This window comes from Streptomyces fungicidicus, from assembly GCF_003665435.1.
GTDB lineage: Bacteria > Actinomycetota > Actinomycetes > Streptomycetales > Streptomycetaceae > Streptomyces > Streptomyces fungicidicus.
In genome coordinates this window covers 3885619-3902306 of sequence record NZ_CP023407.1, presented here as the reverse complement: position 1 = coordinate 3902306, position 16688 = coordinate 3885619, and the positions used below count along the sequence as shown (strand labels likewise).

General features: G+C 74.5%; 17 protein-coding genes and 1 tRNA gene. 9 read left to right on the top strand and 9 right to left on the bottom strand.

Translation table 11 applies throughout. The features are described from left to right. Positions 1-125 precede the first annotated feature (125 nt). Both CNQ36_RS35025 and CNQ36_RS35020 read left to right on the top strand, forming a co-directional pair. On the top strand, positions 126-1085 hold the full coding sequence (locus CNQ36_RS35025) for a ScbA/BarX family gamma-butyrolactone biosynthesis protein (RefSeq protein ID WP_206278468.1): 960 nt from the start codon (positions 126-128) through the stop codon (positions 1083-1085). Continuing rightward, on the top strand, positions 1082-2038 hold the full coding sequence (locus tag CNQ36_RS35020; RefSeq protein ID WP_206278467.1) for an NAD-dependent epimerase/dehydratase family protein: 957 nt from the start codon (positions 1082-1084) through the stop codon (positions 2036-2038). The genes CNQ36_RS35025 and CNQ36_RS35020 overlap by 4 nt, the downstream gene beginning before the upstream one ends. 90 nt (positions 2039-2128) lie before the next feature. On the opposite strand, the gene CNQ36_RS17775 is transcribed toward CNQ36_RS35020, so the two are convergent. Then, the gene (locus tag CNQ36_RS17775; protein WP_206278567.1) at positions 2129-2788 is read right to left on the bottom strand and encodes a response regulator transcription factor; all 660 of its coding nucleotides are present in this window, start codon (positions 2786-2788) and stop codon (positions 2129-2131) included. Then, the gene (locus CNQ36_RS17770; RefSeq protein ID WP_121546729.1) at positions 2761-4041 is read right to left on the bottom strand and encodes a sensor histidine kinase; all 1281 of its coding nucleotides are present in this window, start codon (positions 4039-4041) and stop codon (positions 2761-2763) included. The genes CNQ36_RS17775 and CNQ36_RS17770 overlap by 28 nt, the downstream gene beginning before the upstream one ends. Before the next feature lie 207 nt (positions 4042-4248). Between CNQ36_RS17770 and CNQ36_RS17765 the strand changes: the two genes are divergently transcribed. Together CNQ36_RS17765 and CNQ36_RS17760 are read left to right on the top strand one after the other, a co-directional pair. Next, positions 4249-4995, top strand: a complete 747-nt coding sequence (locus tag CNQ36_RS17765; protein ID WP_121546728.1) for an ABC transporter ATP-binding protein — start codon at positions 4249-4251, stop codon at positions 4993-4995. Beyond that, positions 4989-7445 (top strand): ABC transporter permease, encoded by a 2457-nt coding sequence (locus CNQ36_RS17760; RefSeq protein WP_121546727.1) that lies wholly within the window; start codon positions 4989-4991, stop codon positions 7443-7445. Before CNQ36_RS17765 ends, CNQ36_RS17760 begins: the two co-directional genes overlap by 7 nt. Before the next feature lie 32 nt (positions 7446-7477). On the opposite strand, the gene CNQ36_RS17755 is transcribed toward CNQ36_RS17760, so the two are convergent. Continuing rightward, positions 7478-8044 carry a rhodanese-like domain-containing protein gene (locus tag CNQ36_RS17755; RefSeq protein ID WP_121546726.1) on the bottom strand — a complete coding sequence of 189 codons (567 nt, stop codon included), beginning with the start codon at positions 8042-8044 and terminating at the stop codon, positions 7478-7480. 110 nt (positions 8045-8154) lie between these two features. Here CNQ36_RS17755 and CNQ36_RS17750 point away from each other — a divergent pair, with 110 nt between their 5' ends. Further along, the gene (locus CNQ36_RS17750) at positions 8155-8433 is read left to right on the top strand and encodes a metal-sensitive transcriptional regulator (RefSeq protein ID WP_004929077.1); all 279 of its coding nucleotides are present in this window, start codon (positions 8155-8157) and stop codon (positions 8431-8433) included. Positions 8434-8579: 146 nt separating this feature from the next. Beyond that, a complete protein-coding gene (locus tag CNQ36_RS17745) occupies positions 8580-8975 on the top strand; it encodes a DUF302 domain-containing protein (RefSeq protein ID WP_121546725.1) in 396 nt (131 codons plus the stop codon). Between the two features lie 19 nt (positions 8976-8994). On the opposite strand, the gene CNQ36_RS17740 is transcribed toward CNQ36_RS17745, so the two are convergent. The 6 genes from CNQ36_RS17740 to CNQ36_RS17715 form a co-directional block, all read right to left on the bottom strand. Further along, positions 8995-9261 carry a metal-sensitive transcriptional regulator gene (locus tag CNQ36_RS17740; RefSeq protein WP_004929084.1) on the bottom strand — a complete coding sequence of 89 codons (267 nt, stop codon included), beginning with the start codon at positions 9259-9261 and terminating at the stop codon, positions 8995-8997. A gap of 41 nt (positions 9262-9302) precedes the next feature. Beyond that, positions 9303-9659: a thioredoxin gene (gene trxA, locus CNQ36_RS17735; protein WP_121546724.1), complete on the bottom strand. Its 357-nt coding sequence runs from the start codon at positions 9657-9659 to the stop codon at positions 9303-9305. A gap of 152 nt (positions 9660-9811) precedes the next feature. After that, positions 9812-10672 (bottom strand): sulfite exporter TauE/SafE family protein, encoded by an 861-nt coding sequence (locus CNQ36_RS17730; protein WP_121546723.1) that lies wholly within the window; start codon positions 10670-10672, stop codon positions 9812-9814. Between the two features lie 5 nt (positions 10673-10677). Beyond that, positions 10678-11259, bottom strand: coding sequence for a rhodanese-like domain-containing protein (locus CNQ36_RS17725; protein WP_121546722.1), 582 nt, complete (start codon positions 11257-11259; stop codon positions 10678-10680). Between the two features lie 28 nt (positions 11260-11287). Further along, positions 11288-12658 carry an MBL fold metallo-hydrolase gene (locus CNQ36_RS17720; protein WP_121546721.1) on the bottom strand — a complete coding sequence of 457 codons (1371 nt, stop codon included), beginning with the start codon at positions 12656-12658 and terminating at the stop codon, positions 11288-11290. 346 nt (positions 12659-13004) lie between these two features. Next, positions 13005-13088: transfer RNA gene (locus tag CNQ36_RS17715), tRNA-Leu, on the bottom strand. Between the two features lie 510 nt (positions 13089-13598). Between CNQ36_RS17715 and CNQ36_RS17710 the strand changes: the two genes are divergently transcribed. From CNQ36_RS17710 to CNQ36_RS17700, 3 genes are all read left to right on the top strand, one after another. After that, positions 13599-14465 carry an FhaA domain-containing protein gene (locus tag CNQ36_RS17710; RefSeq protein WP_121546720.1) on the top strand — a complete coding sequence of 289 codons (867 nt, stop codon included), beginning with the start codon at positions 13599-13601 and terminating at the stop codon, positions 14463-14465. A gap of 10 nt (positions 14466-14475) precedes the next feature. Then, positions 14476-14988, top strand: coding sequence for an FHA domain-containing protein FhaB/FipA (locus tag CNQ36_RS17705; protein ID WP_004929105.1), 513 nt, complete (start codon positions 14476-14478; stop codon positions 14986-14988). Between the two features lie 140 nt (positions 14989-15128). Then, complete coding sequence (locus tag CNQ36_RS17700) at positions 15129-16667, top strand: Stp1/IreP family PP2C-type Ser/Thr phosphatase (protein WP_121546719.1); 1539 nt, start codon at positions 15129-15131, stop codon at positions 16665-16667. Positions 16668-16688: the final 21 nt, after the last annotated feature.

Genomic DNA, 16688 nt, shown 5'->3' with positions numbered 1-16688 from the left:
CCGGCGGTGTGGATCACCCTTGGAAAAAAACCAACTCGTCCGTATCTTAGGGCGGACCGACCGGAGTCCTGATCGTCGATCCCGGGGGGTTCCTCATGCCGCAGCCGCATTCCTGGAGCGCACCCATGGAGGATCAGACCGGCCGGCGGGGCTCGTCCGCAAACGCCGCCGGCGGCCCCGGCGCCCCGGTCCGGGTCACGACGCGGCTCGCCCACCGCCACCGCGCGGAGGACGTCTTCCCGGTCTCCTGGGTCCGGCAGTCGGACGTCCGATTCCGCGTCACCGCCCGATGGCCCGCCGTGCACAGTTTCTTCGGCCCGGTCGACGACCGCCACCAGGATCCGATGATCGTGGGCGAAACGTTGCGTCAGACCGCGATGGCCCTCGCGCACGCGGAGTTCGGCGCCCCCGCCGACACCCACTTCGTCATGCGGGACCTGGAGATCTCCACCGACCCGGACCGGCTGCTGCTCGCGGACGCGGACGAGCCGGTCACCGTCGACGTCGTCTGCTCCGAGGTCCGCCGCCGTGGCCGCGGTCTGAACGGCATGCGCACCACCATGGAGTTCCACCGCGCGGGACACCTCGTCGCCCGCGGCACCGGCAGCACCGGCTGCACCTCGCCGGCCGCCTACCGCCGACTGCGGGGACGGCACCTGGCCGCCCGGGACGCCCGAATACCGCTGCCGGAACCGGTGGCGCCCGAAACGGTCGGCCGGCACCGCGCGGAGGACGTCGTCCTGGCCCCCGCCGACCGGCCCGGCTCCTGGCTGCTGCGCGTGCACACCGGGCACGAGGTCCTCTTCGCGCGCCCCAACGACCACGTGCCCGGCATGGTCCTGTTCGAGGCGGCCCGCCAGGCCGCGACCGCGGCATCGGGCCGTCGTCCCTTCCTGCCGTCGGAACTGGCCGTCTCCTTCAGCCGCTACGCCGAACTGGACAGCCCCTGTCTGATCGACACCGAGGTGCTCGACAAGGGCGAGGACGGGGTGACGGTACGGGTGTCGGGCCGTCAGGAGGGCGAGCCCGTCTTCGCCGCCACCCTCACCTGCGCGCCCACCGCCCCGGCACGGTCACCGCGGTGACCGTCGAGCTGCTGGTCACCGGCGCGACGGGCTTCGTCGGCGGCCGGGTCGCGGCGGCGGCCCGGGCACGCCCCGGGGTCCGCGTCCGCACCCTGTCCCGCCGCACGGCGGACGGGCGGCCGACGGACGTGACACCGGCGGACGTCGGGCCGGACGCCGGGACGGTGCCCGGCGACCTCGCCGACCCCCGCACGCTGCACGGCAGTTGCGCCGGCGTCGACGTCCTCGTCCACTGCGCCTCCCGGGTGGGCGGCGACCCGGACTCCGTCGCGGCGGTCAACGACGCCGGCACGAAGGCCCTGGTGGAGGAGGCGGTACGGAGCGGGGTGCGCCGGATCGTGTACGTGAGCACCGCGGCGGTCCACGGCCGGGGGCCCTTCCGCGGGGTCCGCCCCGGCGAGGCCCCGGTCGCTCCCGTCTCCGCCACCAGCCGCAGCCGCGCGGCGGCCGAACGGCACGTCCTCGACGCGGGCGGCCTGGTGCTGCGCCCGCACCTGGTGCACGGCGAGGGCGACCGCTGGGTGGTCCCCGGGCTGGTGGGGCTGCTGCGCGAGCTGTCCGCCACGGTGTCCGGCTGCGAGGCGCTCCAGTCGATGATCGACGTCGGCACGCTGGGCCGGGCGGTCGTCGCCGCGGCCCTGTCCCCGCGCCACGGCCCCGGCGCCCATTACGTGGCCCACCCGGACCCCGTCCCCGCCTCGGAGCTGCTCGCGGCCGTGTGCGAGCGGGTGGAACGACCGGGCGCGGGCGCGGCGGTGGACGTCGCCACCGCCCACGCGCGTGCCGCCGGCTCCCCCCGCGCGCTGCACCACCTCGGCATGCTCACCGTCGACCACTGGTTCGCGGACGACGGCTTCTGGAAGGACCTGGACTGCTCACCGGGCGAGGGCTTCGCCGGCACGTTCGCACGGTCGGCGCCGTGGTACCGGTCGTACCTTGCGACCGGGGAGTGACCAGTGACCGCTGAATGACCGGCGACCGGTGACCGCTAGGCAGCCGGGCCGCGCGGACCGCTCAGCGGCACCCTCCGCCCGGTGCGCGCCTCAGGCCCGCAGGAACGCCAGCACAGCCAGCACCCGCCGGTGCGTCCCGTCCGCCGGCGGCAGGTCCAGCTTCGCGAGGATGCCGCCGACGTGCTTGCCGACGGCGGCCTCGGACACCACCAGCGCGCGGGCGATCGCGCCGTTGGACCTGCCCTCCGCCATCAGCGCCAGCACCTCCCGCTCGCGCGGTGACAGCCGCTCCAGCGGATCGCGGCGGCGCCGCAGCAACTGCCGTACGACCTCGGGGTCGACCACCGTGCCGCCGTCCGCGACCTCGCTCAGCGCGGTCACGAACTCCTCGATCCGGCCGACCCGGTCCTTCAGCAGATAGCCGATGCCGGTGCCGTCGCCGGAGTCCAGCAGGTCGGAGGCGTACCGGTGCTGCACGTACTGGCTGAGCACCAGCACGGGCAGCGCGGGCCGCTCGGCGCGCAGCCGCACGGCCGCGTGCAGGCCCTCGTCCTGGAAGCCCAGCGGCATCCGGACGTCCGTCACCACGATGTCCGGGTCCCGCTCGCGGACCTCGGCGACGAGCGCCTCGGCGTCGCCGACGGCCGCGACGACCTCGTGGCCGCACCGCTGGAGCAGGCCGGTCAGGCCCTCCCGCAGCAGCACGCTGTCCTCGGCCAGCGCTACGCGCAGTGCTCGGCCGTCTCGCAGGGGAGGCAGGGGGCGCAAGGAATCTCCACACGCAGCAGGGTCGGTCCGCCCACCGGACTGGACAGGGTGAGTCTGCCATCGAGGACCGACACCCGGTCGGCGAGTCCGGTCAACCCGCTGCCCGCCCCGGCCCGCGCGCCGCCCCGCCCGTCGTCACCGATCTCCAGCAGCAGCCGTCCGTCGCGGTGCCCGCCGCCCACCCGGGCGCGGCTCGCCCCGCTGTGCCGGGCGACGTTGGCCAGGGCCTCGCACACCACGAAGTAGGCGGCGGCCTCCACGGACCCGGGCAGCCGGCCGGTCAGGTCCAGGTCGACGTCGACGGGCACGGCGGACCGGTCGGCGGCGTCGGCGACCGCGGCCGCGAGGCCGTAGTCGGCGAGGACCTGGGGGTGGATGCCGTGGATGAGCTCGCGCAGCTCCTCCAGCGCCCGGCCCGCCTCGTCGTGTGCCCTGGCGAGCTGGTCGGCGAGCGGTCCGGGCGGCGCGTCCAGGCGGGCCAGGCCCAGCGTCATCGTCAGGGCGACCAGGCGCTGCTGGGCCCCGTCGTGCAGATCGCGCTCGATGCGCCGCCGTTCCGCCTCGAAGGCGTCCACCAGCCGTACGCGGGACCGGGTCAGCTCGGTCACCACGGCGTGCAGGCCGGCCTCGCGCGGCGCGATCAACAGCCGGGTGAGGCCCGCGCGGGCGCCGGCCGCGACGCCGAGCAGATAGGCGCCCACGGCGAGCAGGGCGACACCCAGCACGGCGGCGGCGGCCGCGGCCGGCCAGCTGGTGACCGTCCACAGCTTGAGCACCTTCGCCTCCCTGCCGTCCCCCACGGTGGCCATCAGCAGGGGGGTGGCGGTCACGGCGGCCGGGAGGAGCAGGCCGGCCGTGAGCGCGAGGGCGTCGACCGGCCAGAGCAGGGCCGCGAACAGCACGGCGTGCCCGAGCTCCCGCCAGGTGGCCCGCTCCCGCAGCCGGGTGATGAGCCAGGCGCGCAGGCCGGGGGCGGCGGGCGGAAGGTGGGGGTCGGGCGCCGGGTCGCCGTCGACCAGCCGCAGCCGTGCCCGCTCCAGCCGGGCCACCGGCAGGCCCGCCAGTGCGGTGCCGAGCAGCAGCGGCAGCCCGACCAGGGCGAGCGCGAGGACGCCGCCGGCCACCGCCGACACCACGAGGCCCACGAGGAGGACCGCGCCCGTCAGCGCGCCGGTGAGCAGGTACCCGGCCGAGCGCCAGGGCCACGGCGACAGCGCGTAGCCGGGGCGGGACATGGCCCGCCAGATGTTTCGGGGCTGCATGCGGATCACCGTAGAAGCCGTCGCCGGGCGGGGCCATGGGCCTGGACGGAGGCCTCGGGGTATGCCTGGCCCTACCCCTTTCCTCGCCCCTGCCGCAGTGTGCCGGCCGGCCCCCGGACGGTTTCGTTTCCCCTGGTCGAGCGGCCCGGAACGCCCGGGCCGGACAGGGGAGTGGGGCACATGAGCAAGCTGGACGGCGACGCGGTCGCCTTGCGCCGGGTGAGCAGGCGGTACGGGTCGGGCGGCAGCGCGGTGACCGCGCTGGACGACGTGTCCCTCGCCTTCCCGCACGGGAGTTTCACCGCGGTGATGGGCCCCTCGGGCTCCGGCAAGTCGACGCTGCTGCAGTGCGCCGCCGGTCTCGACCGGCCCACCTCGGGCTCGGTCACCGTGGACGGCACCGAGCTGACCGGGCTCGGCGAGCGACGGCTCACCCTGCTGCGCCGTGAGCGGATCGGGTTCGTGTTCCAGGCGTTCAACCTGCTGCCGGCGCTGACCGCCGAGCAGAACGTCGCCCTTCCGCTGCGGCTCGCCGGCCGGCGGGTGCCGCGGGCCCTGGTCCGTGAGGCGCTCCGGCGGGTGGGGCTCGGCGACCGGGCCCGGCACCGGCCCGCCGAACTCAGCGGCGGCCAGCAGCAGCGGGTCGCGCTGGCCCGTGCCCTGGTCACCCGTCCCGCCGTGCTGTTCGCCGACGAGCCGACCGGGGCGCTGGACTCCCGGACCGGCCACGAGGTGCTCGGCCTGCTGCGCGGCATGGCCGACCGGGAGGGACGGACGGTCGTCATGGTGACCCACGACCCGGTGGCCGCCGCCCGCGCCGACCGGGTGGTCTTCCTGGTGGACGGCCGCGTCCACGACGAGCTGACCGGGGCGGGCGCCGACGCCGTCGCCGCGCGGATGACCGGGCTGGAGGCCGTGCCGTGCTGAGCCTCGCCCTGCGCACCCTGCGCGCCCGCTGGACCGCCTTCGCCGGCGCCTTCACCGCCCTCGCGCTGGGCGTGGCGCTGCTCACCGTGATGGGGCTCGCCCTCGCCTCCTCCCTGGACGCCCCCGCCCGGGGACCGGAGCGGTTCGCCGCCGCCCCGGTGGTGGTCAGGGCCGGGGACACGCTGCGCGTGGAAACCCCGTACGGCGACCGGACCATGACGCCGGCGCATCCCCGCGCGCTGCCCGCGGCGACCGTGGCGAAGCTGCGCCGGCTCGGCGCCGTGGTCGTGGACCGCTCCTACCGCGTCCGCGCGGAGGGCGGCCCCGGCGAACTGACCGGCCATCCCTGGTCCACCGCCGCGTTCGCCCCGTACGAGCTGGCGGCGGGCCGCGCGCCACGCGCGGACGACGAGGTCGTCGTCAGCGGCGACTGGGCGCGGCCCGGCGAGCGGGTCCGCACGGACCGCGGCACCGTGCGGGTCGTGGGCGCCGTCGCCGGCCGGGGCTTCGAGCACGCCGTCTTCCACACCGACGCGCGCGCCGCCGCGCTGTCCCCGCCCGTCCTTCAGCTGGTCGTCGACGCCGACCCGGCGGCCGTCCGGGAAGCGGTGCGCGACGTCGCCGGGGTGCGGGTCCTCACGGGCGGCGACCGTCGGTACGCCGACGCCGGCCCGGAGCGCGACCGTGCGGCGCTGACCGCGGTGAACGCCCTGTTCGGCACGGCGGGCGGGGTCTCCGCCTTCGTCTCGGTGTTCGTGGTGGCGTCCACCTTCGCCCTCGCCGTCGACCGGCGGCGCCGGGAGTTCGGGCTGCTGCGCGCCGCGGGGGCCACCCCGGGCCAGGTGGGGCGCATGGTGTGCGGCGAGGCCCTGCTCGTCGGGGTGCTCGGCTCGGCCGCCGGCTGCGCGCTCGGCGGGTACGCGGCCCCCCGGCTGACGGCGTGGGTGGTCGACGTGGAGCTGGCGCCCGGCTGGTTCACGGTCGGCGACGCGGCCTGGCCGTACCACGCGGCGTTCTGGACGGGGCTCCTCGTCGCCCTGTGCGGGGCCGTCGCGGCCTCCTGGCGGGCGGGACGCACGAGCCCCCTGCGGGCGCTGCGCGAGGCGTCCGCCGATGGCCGGGCCATGACTCCGGGGCGGTGGCTGTGGGGCGGGTGTCTGCTGCTGACCGCCGTGGTGACGCTCGCCGCCGCGCTCCTCGGCGATCCCGGCGACCTGCTGCACCGCAAGACGTACGTCAGCCGGCCCATGCTGCTGATCGGCGCCGCCGCGCTGCTCGCACCGCTGGTGGTGCGCCCCCTCACCCGCCTGCTGACCTGGCTGCCCGCCCGGCTCCCGGGCGCGGTCGGCACGCTGACGCGCGAGAACGCGGCGGCCCGGGTGCGCCGTACGGCCGCCGTCGCGGCGCCCGTGCTGGTCACCGTCGCCCTCACGGGGTCGCTGCTCGGCGCCACGGCCACGCTGGGCCGGGCCGGGGCCGCCGAGAGGCGGGAGCTGACCACCGCCGCGTTCGTCGTCACGGCCGGCGGCGACGGCGCCTTCGGACCGCGGACGCTGGAGCGGCTGCGCGCGGTGCCCAGCGCCCGGGTGTCGGCGAGCGCGCCGAGCGCGGTGTACGTCCTGGAGGAGGGCGGGGCCCTGGTCAGGTCCGAGGCGCGGGCGGCCGAACCCGGGGCGCTCGCGGCCACCGCGCGGCTGCCGCTGGCCGCGGGCGGGCTCGGCGGCCTCGACGACGACTCGATCGTCGTCAACGAGGAGTGGGAGCGGCACACGGTCGGGCAGCGGGTGCGGGTGTGGCTCGGGGACGGCACCGGGCGGACGCTGCGGATCGCCGCCGTGATGACCACCGGCACCGGGAACAACGGCGTCTACGTCACCCCGGCCAACGCGCCCGGCGCCCGCGTGGACCGGGTCGACATCGCCCTCGCCGGGGGCGCGGACCCGCGCGCGGTCGCCGCCGGCCTGGAACGGGCGGTGCGGCCCGTCGGCGGCCGGGTCCTCACCGGGGACCGGTGGCGGGCCGCCACCGCGCCCGGCAGCGGGCGCACCACCCGTTACGGGTTCCTGCTCGTCCTCGGCATCGCCCTGCTCTACGCGGCCATCGCCCTGGTCAACACCGTGGTCATGGCCACCGCCGACCGGGTGGGCGAATTCGCGGCGCTGCGGCTGGCCGGGGCCACGCGGTGGCAGGTGCTGCGGCTGGTGGGCGCGGAGGCGCTGGCGGTGGCCGCGGGCGGCGCCGTCCTGGGGGTTGCCGTGGCCGCGCTCGAACTCGCCGGGATGTGGGCGGCGCTGACCCTGCAGTCGGCCCCCGCGCCGCTCGTCCTGCCCTGGCGGGCCCTCGCCGCGGTCACGGCCGTCTGCGCCGTCCTCGCCACGGCGTCCGCCGTGGCGTCCGCGGCCGTCGTGCTGCACCGGCCCGTCCCGGGACCGGCGGCCGCCCGCGAGTGATCAGCACGGCCCCGCGCACCCGGTGGCCGCGGTCACCGGGAGAGGGCTCGCAGGGTGGCGTCCAGGTCGGTGGTGCGGGGCTGGTTGTGCGGGAGCCTGGCCAGGGCGGCGGCCATGCCGCAGGTGTCGGTGACGGCGGAGAAGACCAGGCCGCCCCCGATGGCGGCGGACAGCCAGCGCGCGGACCGGTAGCGGGTGCCTAGTGCGAGACCGGCCACGACGAGGGAGCCGGCGGCGAGCCGGACCTGGCGTTCCATGGGCCAGGCGGTCCTGGCGTTCTCGTCACGGTCGACGCGGTGGCCGTCGGCGGACCAGGCGGTGGTGCCGCCGGTGAGGGTGGTGGCGGCGATGTCGGCGTCGGCGAGCTGCGCGCAGGCGGTGGCGGAGCGGTTGCCGGAGGCGCACACCACCAGCAGTTCGCCGCGGGCGGCCGCCGTCTTGAGGGCGGGCAGCGCGGTGTGCAGGTGGTCCAGCGGGATGTTGTGGGCGCCGGGCAGGTGGCCGGCGGCGTACTCGCCGGGGGTGCGCACGTCTATGACGGTGTAGTCGCCCAGACGCTCGGCGGCCTGGGCGGGGGCGATGGTGGCGGGGGTGCTCATGGGGCGGGGTGTCGCCTTTCGTCTCTCGGTCTTGTCGTCTCGTCGTCCGGGGGAGGGAACGAAACGGAACGGATTAGAATACCCTAAGGGGTATCTATGGAGGAGGATGCGTGGAGCTGGACATGGCGGCCGAGGAGCTGAAGAGCGTGCTCAACCGGCTGCGCCGGGCGCAGGGCCAGATCGCGGGGATCATCAGGATGATCGAGGAGGGGCGCGACTGCGAGGACGTGATCACGCAGCTCGCCGCGGTCTCCCGGGCCCTGGACCGGGCCGGTTTCGCGATCATCGCCACGGGGCTGCAGCACTGCATGGCCGAGGGCGGACAGGTGGACGGCGACCGGGACCGGATGCGCGCCCGCCTGGAGAAGCTGTTCCTGTCGCTGGCCTGAGCACCGTCCCACCCCGTCACCGCGTCCGGGGCTCCGACGAATGGCGAGGCCGCGGCGGGGCCCCGGCCCGGCATCGCGTCCGGCGCGGCGGGTACCCGGCCGGACGCCGGGAAACCGGGCTCTCCGCACGGAAGGAGCCGCGCACCGTGTCCTACGACCGCACCGTCCGTCTGGCCACCGCCGACTTCGCAGCCGCCGTCACCGCCGTCCGGCAGGCCCTGGCGGACCAGGGCTTCGGCGTCCTCACGGAGATCGACGTGACGGCCACCCTGAAGACCAAGCTCGGCCATGACATGGAGGACTACCTGATCCTGGGCGCCTGCAACCCGCCGCTGGCCCACCGCGCCCTGGAGGCCGACCGCTCCATCGGGCTGCTGCTGCCGTGCAACGTCGTCGTCCGCCGCGAGGGCGGCCACACGGTCGTCCAGGCCCTCGACCCGGGCACCATGGTGACCCTCACCGGTCTCGACGCCCTGCAGCCCGTGGCCGAGGAGGCCACCGCCCGCCTGGACGCCGCCCTGAACGCCCTGTCCCCCTCCTGACGGCCCGGGGCGGGGCGCCTCAGGAGAGGGAGAGGAAGAGCCGCTCCATCTTCTTGGTGTCGAGGCTGTCGGCGCCGCCCTCCCCGGTCAGGCACTGTTCGAGGCCGCTGGCGACGATGGCGAAGCCGGCCCGGTCCAGCGCGCGGTTGACCGCGGCGAGCTGGGTGACGACGTCCTCGCAGTCGCGCCCCTCCTCCAGCATGCGCACGACGCCGGCGAGCTGGCCCTGGGCACGCTTGAGCCTGTTGGCGGCCGACCGCACCCGGTCGGCGGGGAGCTGGACCATGGGGTGTTCCTCTCGAAGGACCGGCCGGGGGCCGGCCGTGGTCACTGGGCGGCGAGGGAGGCGCGGACCTCGTCCATGTCGAGCCCGCGGACGGCGGTGATCAGCTGGTCCAGGGCCTGGGGCGGCAGGGCTCCGGGCTGGGAGAAGACCAGGACGCCCTCACGGAAGGCCATCAGGGTGGGGATCGAGGTGATGTCCGCCGCGGCGGCCAGGCTCTGCTCGGCCTCGGTGTCGACCTTGCCGAAGACGATGTCGGAGTGGGTCCGGGAGGCCTTCTCGTAGACGGGGGCGAACGTCCGGCACGGTCCGCACCAGGAGGCCCAGAAGTCGACGAGGACGATGTCGTTGCCGGTGACGGTGTTCTCGAAGTCGGCGGCGGTGAGATCCACGGTGCTCATGGGAGGGTTCCTTCCGGTTGGCCGGGGCGAGGGGTTGTTGATACCCCCTGGGGTACATAACACCAGGACCCAGCGGGACATTCCGCCCAGCACGCCGCCGCCCCGGTGGGCCGGGGGACGGCGCACCGGGGCGGCGGCGAGGGCGGGGGACGCTAGGTCCTGTGGACGGCGCGTCGCAGCGGGCAGCGGGCGACGAGGCCGTAGCAGACGCCCGCTCCGGCGCCCAGCGCCGCGAGGGCGGCGAGGACCGGGACGGCGATGTGGGCGGGTGTCTGCTGGACCAGGACGAAGGTGCCCATGGCCAGGACGAACCAGGCGAACAGCCGGGAGAGGACGTCCGCGGGGACGCGCCCGGCCAGCCGCGCGCCGGCGAGGCTGCCGACGACCGCGAACGCGGTGACGGCCAGGGTCAGGCCCCAGTCGATCTGGACGCTGGAGAGGTAGCCGGCGAAGCCGGCCGCCGACTTCATCGCGATGACCAGCAGCGAGGTGCCGATGGCCACCGGCATGGACAGTCCGCCCAGCAGCGCCAGCGCGGGGACCACGAGGAAGCCGCCGCCCGCGCCGACCAGGCCGGTGGCCAGGCCGACGGCCGCGCCGTCCAGCAGCACCCGTCCCACCGGAAGCTGCCGGTGGGCCCGGTCGGGGTCGGGGTTACGGCGGCCCCGGAGCATCGCGGCGGCGGTGACGATCATCATGACCGCGAAGGCGACCAGCAGCACGGCGTCGGGGATGTGGCCGCCGACGAGCCCGCCGGTGTAGGCGCCCGCCATGCCGGCGGCGCCGAACAGGACGCCGGTGCGCCAGCGGACCCGCCCGCCGCGGGCATGGTTGATCATGCCCACGGCGGAGGTGACGCCGACGACGAACAGGGAGGTGGCGATGGCCTCCTTGGCGTCCATGCCCGCGACGTAGACCAGCAGCGGCACGGTCAGGATCGACCCGCCTCCCCCGAGCAGACCGAGGGAGAGGCCCACCAGCAGCGCGAGGACCAGGACGAGCGTCAGCGTCATGGTGCTCACCTGCCGTCGGCGAGTTGGGCGACGGCCTTGCGCGGGTCGAAGGACGGGGTGCGGTTCCACGGCATCTTCGAGAGCATCACGCCCATGGCGCAGGTGTTGCTGATCGCGGCGAAGGCCAGTCCGCCGCCGACGAACGCGGACAGCGCCTGAAGGCCGGGGACGAAGAAGCTGCCGACGGCGCCGACCAGCACCAGGGAGCCGGCGACCAGGCGGACCTGGCGTTCCATGTCCCAGCGCTCCTGGCCGTAGTTCGTCGGGGCACCGGACTTCTCCCAGGCGGTCATGCCGCCCGACAGGACCGCCAGACCGGGCAGTCCGGCCTCGGCGAGCGCGCGTTCGGCCTGGCCCGCGCGCTGGCCGGAGCGGCACACCAGCACCACGTCGGTGTCCAGGTGCTTCGTCAGCTCCGCGCGGTGCTCGCGCAGGGTGTTCAGGGGGACGTTGTAGGAGCCGGGGATGTGCGCTCCCTCGAACTCGGCGGGGGACCGGACGTCGAGCAGCCGGGGCGGGCTCGCGGAGTCGAGCCGGGCGCGCAGTTCGTCGATGGTCAGGCCCCGGGGGGTGGTGGGGGTGGTCACGCGTTGATCTCCTGTCGGTTGTCGGGGTTCAGGAACGGGCGGCGGGGGCGGCGGGGCACAGCCCCAGGCCGAGGGCGTTGTCGAAGCTGTCGTCGACGGCGACGACGTCACGGCCGCGGGCGTGGAGCAGCGCGGCGACGATCCCGGCGCGGTAGCCGCCGGCGCAGTGCACCCAGACCCGGCCCGCGGGGATCTCGTCGAGGCGGCCCGGCACCTCGTGAATGGGGATGTGCGCCGAGCCCGGGATGTGCGCCTCGGCGCGCTCCTGGTCGCGGCGTACGTCGAGGACGACGAGGTCGTCGTCGCCGAGGGCGGCCTTCAGGTCGCCGAAGGTGGCGCGCTCGTAGGAGGCCAGGGGCTCGCCGCCGGCCCAGTCGCCGGGGCCGCCGGTGGCCATGGCGGCCGGGCGGTCGATGCCGATGCGGACCAGCTCGCGCTGGGCCTCGGCCACGTCCTCGGCACTCTCGCCGAGCAGCGTCACCGGGGTGCCCCACGGGATCAGCCAGCCGAGGTAGGTGACGAACTGGCCGTCCAGGCCGAAGTTGAGGCTGCCCGCCAGGTGCCCGGCCGCGAAGGCGGTGCGGTCGCGCAGGTCGACCACCCACTCACCGGCCTCGATCCGGCGCCGCAGCTCCGCGGGGTCCGCCACGGACGGCGCCGACAGGTCCGGCGCGCCGGGCCCGCCGGCGTTGGCCGGGCCCATGTGGGCGTAGTAGGCCGGGAAGGCGTCCAGGCCCGCCAGCAGCTGCTCGACGTAGGCCTCCTCGCCGGCGGTCAGCGCGGTGTTGGTCCGCTTCTCCTCGCCGATGGTGCTGGACAGGCCGGTGGCCTGGGTCGCGGAGCAGAAGGAGCCGAACCCGTGGGTGGGGTAGACGGCCGTTTCGTCCGGCAGTTCCTCGGCCAGCCGTCGCGCGGAGCGCCACTGGGCCCGCACCAGCGTGTCGGTGTGGTCCGGCCCCAGCAGGTCCGGCCGTCCGGTGGTGCCGTACAGCAGGGAGCCCCCGGTGAACACCGCGACCTGCTCCCCGTCGGCCTCCAGGGCGTAGGACAGGTGGGTGTGGGTGTGGCCCGGGGTGTGGATCACCCGTACCCGCATGGTGTCGCCGACCTCGATCACCTGGCCGTCGCGGACCGGGACCCGCTCGTACGCGACCTCGTCGTCGGCGTTCACCAGGTACCGCGCGCCCGCCTCACGGGCCAGGGCCAGGCCGCCGGTGACGTAGTCGTTGTGGATGTGGGTCTCGAAGACGTGGGTGATCCGCACCCCGGCGGCGTCGGCGAGCGCGGTGACGCGGTCGTGGTCGCGCTGGGGGTCGACCACCAGGGCCACGGAACCGTCGTGGGCGAGATAGGTGCGGTCACCGAGGCCGGGGGTCTCGACGGGCAGGACGGTGATCATCGCTTCTCCTCGGGGATGGAGGCTGTTCGGAAATACCCTGGGGGGTATGCCTGAGCCCAACCGTAACAAGATCGGGTTTATGCCCCCGGGGGTATCCAGGAGTGACGCGCCTCACACGCGCCAAGGGCCGCCGCGACCGCGGGACGGAGGGAGTGACGGGCCGGCCCGACACAGCCGGCGATGCTCACGTCACGAAGAAGGCCCCGCCGTGAAATAGATCACTGCGGGGCCCTGGGCGACGCCCGACCGGGAGCTGTGTGATGGCTCACAACCGGCCGTACGACGAGAAACGGGCCCCGGTCGAGACTTTCGTCTGACCGAGACCCGTTTCGTCGGTTTCTCGATGTGCGCGAGGGGGGAGTTGAACCCCCACGCCCTTGCGGGCACTGGAACCTGAATCCAGCGCGTCTGCCTATTCCGCCACCCGCGCATTGGGTGTGTCTTCCGGCCCTGCCCCTGGGGGCCCTGCGCCTTCCGACACCCAGAACATTAGCACGCTGGCCGGGGTGGATTCACATCCCTTTCCCCGCGGCCGGCCCGGCCAACCCCGGCCGTCCGCGGGGCCCCGCACCGCCTCCCGGCCCGGCCGCTCATGTCGCGGCCATGACCGCCTCACGTATCAACCTCGTACCGGTAGTCCCCGTCTCCCCAGGAGCAGGACGGAGTCCACAGCCGGGTGCGGGACACTGGTCTTCGGCCCCCTCTACGATCCATGGCAGAACGACGCGCACCAGCACGGCCGAAGGAGTTCGCCGAAGGAGTTCGAAGAGGGCCCCCGGAGGGAACTTCGTCAGGCGTCGACACCCGTCGACCGGGCGGACAGGGGGAACCAGCCGATCGACCGACGCGTGGATACGATCAGTAAGCAGTACCAGGTAGGCGGTGCACGAAACCGTGCACCGGGCAGAACACAGGACAGTGGCGACGGAGGAGGTGCCCCATGGGAGTCCTGAAGAAGTTCGAGCAGCGTCTCGAAGGTCTGGTCAACGGCACCTTCGCCAAGGTGTTCAAGTCCGAGGTGCAGCCCGTGGAGATCGCGGGAGCGCTCCAGCGTGAGTGCGACAACAACGCCACCATCTGGAACCGCGACCGCACCGTCGTGCCCAACGACTTCATCGTCGAACTGAGCACCCCCGACTTCGAGCGGCTCAGCCCGTACTCCGGCCAGCTCGGCGACGAGCTCGCCGGCATGGTGCGCGACTACGCCAAGCAGCAGCGCTACACCTTCATGGGCCCGATCAAGGTGCACCTGGAGAAGGCCGAGGACCTCGACACCGGGCTGTACCGGGTGCGCAGCCGCACGCTCGCGTCCTCCGCCAGCCAGTCCCCCGGCGCCCCGGGCGCTCCCGGCGGAGCGGCCGCCCCGCCGGCCGGCCGCCCCGGCGGCTACGGCTACCCGCAGGCCGGCCCCGCGGCCGCGCCGCCGATGCCGTCCGCGCCGCCCCCCGGCGGCAGGCCCGGCGGCGGTTACGGCTACCCGGGGCCCGCCGGCGGCCAGCAGCCCCCGGCCGCCGCGCCCGGTGGACGCACCCGCTACTGGGTCGAGATCAACGGCGCCCGCCACCAGATCTCCCGCGCCACCCTCGTGATGGGCCGCAGCACCGAAGCCGACGTGCGGATCGACGACCCCGGCGTGTCCCGCCGGCACTGCGAGATCCGGACCGGAACGCCCTCGACGATCCAGGATCTCGGGTCCACCAACGGCATCGTGGTGGACGGGCAGCACACCACCCGCGCTACGCTCCGCGACGGCTCGCGGATCGTCGTGGGCAGCACCACCGTTATCTATAGGCAAGCCGAAGGGTGAAGCGGGGGCAATGTCAGAGCTGACCCTCACGGTCATGCGGCTGGGGTTCCTGGCCGTACTGTGGCTGTTCGTGATCGTGGCCGTGCAGGTCATCCGGAGTGACCTTTTCGGCACTCGTGTCACCCAGCGCGGATCCCGGCGGGAGGCAGGCCGCCAGCAGCAGGCCGCCGCCCGGCAGGCGCCTCCGCAGCAGCGCCAGCAGTCCGGCGGCGGACGCCGCGGCCGCAACACCCCCACCAAGCTGGTCGTGTCCGAGGGCACCCTCACCGGCACCACCGTCGCCCTCCAGGGCCAGACCATCACCCTGGGCCGGGCGCACGACAGCACGATCGTGCTGGACGACGACTACGCCTCCAGCCGCCATGCCAGGATCTACCCGGACCGCGACGGCCAGTGGATCGTCGAGGACCTGGGCTCCACCAACGGCACCTACCTGGACCGGACCCGGCTGACGACCCCCACGCCGATCTCGCTGGGCGCGCCGATCCGCATCGGCAAGACCGTCATCGAGCTGCGGAAGTAGTGCCACGTCATGAATGAGCGCGAGCGGAGCGAGCACGCAGTGGGGGTCCCCGTCCAGGGGCCCGGCGCGCTCCCGACCGGAGGGTGGGCAGTGTGGCTCGACACGACCGGGCGTACCCGGAGCCGACGGGCGAGGTGCGCATGAGTCTGTCCCTGCGCTTCGCCGCCGGATCGCACAAGGGCATGATCCGGGAGGGCAACGAGGACTCCGGTTACGCCGGTCCCCGCCTGCTCGCCATCGCCGACGGCATGGGCGGCGCCGCCGCCGGTGAGGTCGCCTCCTCCGAGGCGATCTCCACCATCGTCGCGCTCGACGACGACGTCCCCGGCTCCGACCTGCTGACCTCGCTCGGCCAGGCCGTCCAGCGGGCCAACGACCAGCTGCGCATGATGGTCGAGGAGGACCCCCAGCTCGAGGGCATGGGCACCACCCTGACCGCCCTGCTGTGGACCGGTCAGCGCCTCGGCATGGTGCACGTCGGCGACTCCCGCGCCTACCTCCTGCGGGACGGCGTCCTCACCCAGATCACCCAGGACCACACCTGGGTGCAGCGTCTGGTCGACGAGGGCCGGATCACCGAGGAGGAGGCCACCACCCACCCGCAGCGGTCCCTGCTGATGCGGGCCCTCGGCAGCGGCGAACACGTCGAACCCGACCTGTCCATCCGCGAGGTCCGGGCCGGCGACCGCTACCTGATCTGCTCCGACGGCCTGTCCGGCGTGGTCTCCCACCAGACCCTCGAAGAGGCCCTGGCCAGCTACCAGGGCCCCGAGGAGACCGTCCAGAACCTGATCGAGCTGGCGCTGCGCGGCGGCGGGCCCGACAACATCACCGTGATCGTCGCCGACGTCCTGGACCTCGACACCGGTGACACCCTCGCCGGGCAGCTGTCCGACACCCCCGTGGTGGTCGGCGCCGTCGCCGAGAACCAGAACCAGCTCCACGACAACGGCATCATGCAGACCCCGGCGGGCCGCGCCTCCGGGCTCGGCCGCAGGCGCGGCGAGGGCGGCGGCGAGTTCGGCCCGCCCGGCAGCGGCGACGTCACCGGCTTCATCCCCACCGACGGCTTCGGCTACGGCGACGACGACTTCGTCAAGCCCGGCAAGAACCGCAGGTGGCTCAAGAGGTCCGTGTACGGCCTGCTCGCGCTCGCCGTCATCGGCGGCGGCCTGTACGGCGGCTGGCGCTGGACCCAGAACCAGTACTACGTCGGCATCAACGACGAGCACGTCGCGCTGTACCGGGGCATCAACCAGGACCTGGCCTGGGTCTCGCTCTCGGAGGTCGAGAAGGACCACCCCGAGATCGAACTCAAGTACCTGCCGCCCTACCAGCAGAAGCTGGTCGAGGCGACCATCGTCGAGGGCGACCTCTACGGCGCGCGCGAGAAGATCGAGGAACTGTCGGTCCAGGCCTCCGCGTGCAAGAAGCAGGCCGAGCGGCGCGCCGCCCAGAGCGAGAAGAACGCGAAGACCGGCGAGGGCGAGGCCGGAGGCACCACGGGAACCACCCCCGCCTCCTTCACGTCCAAGGCCTCGCCGACGCCGAACCCCTCGGGCTCGCCGAAGGCCCCGGAGGAGTCCACGTCCCCGTCCACGACCGCACCTACTCCCAGCCCCGGCCCCAGCCTCTCGGAGGAAGAGCAGAAGGTCGTCTCGCTGTGCGGTAAGCAGTAGGCAAGCCGTGAGAGGCCCTGT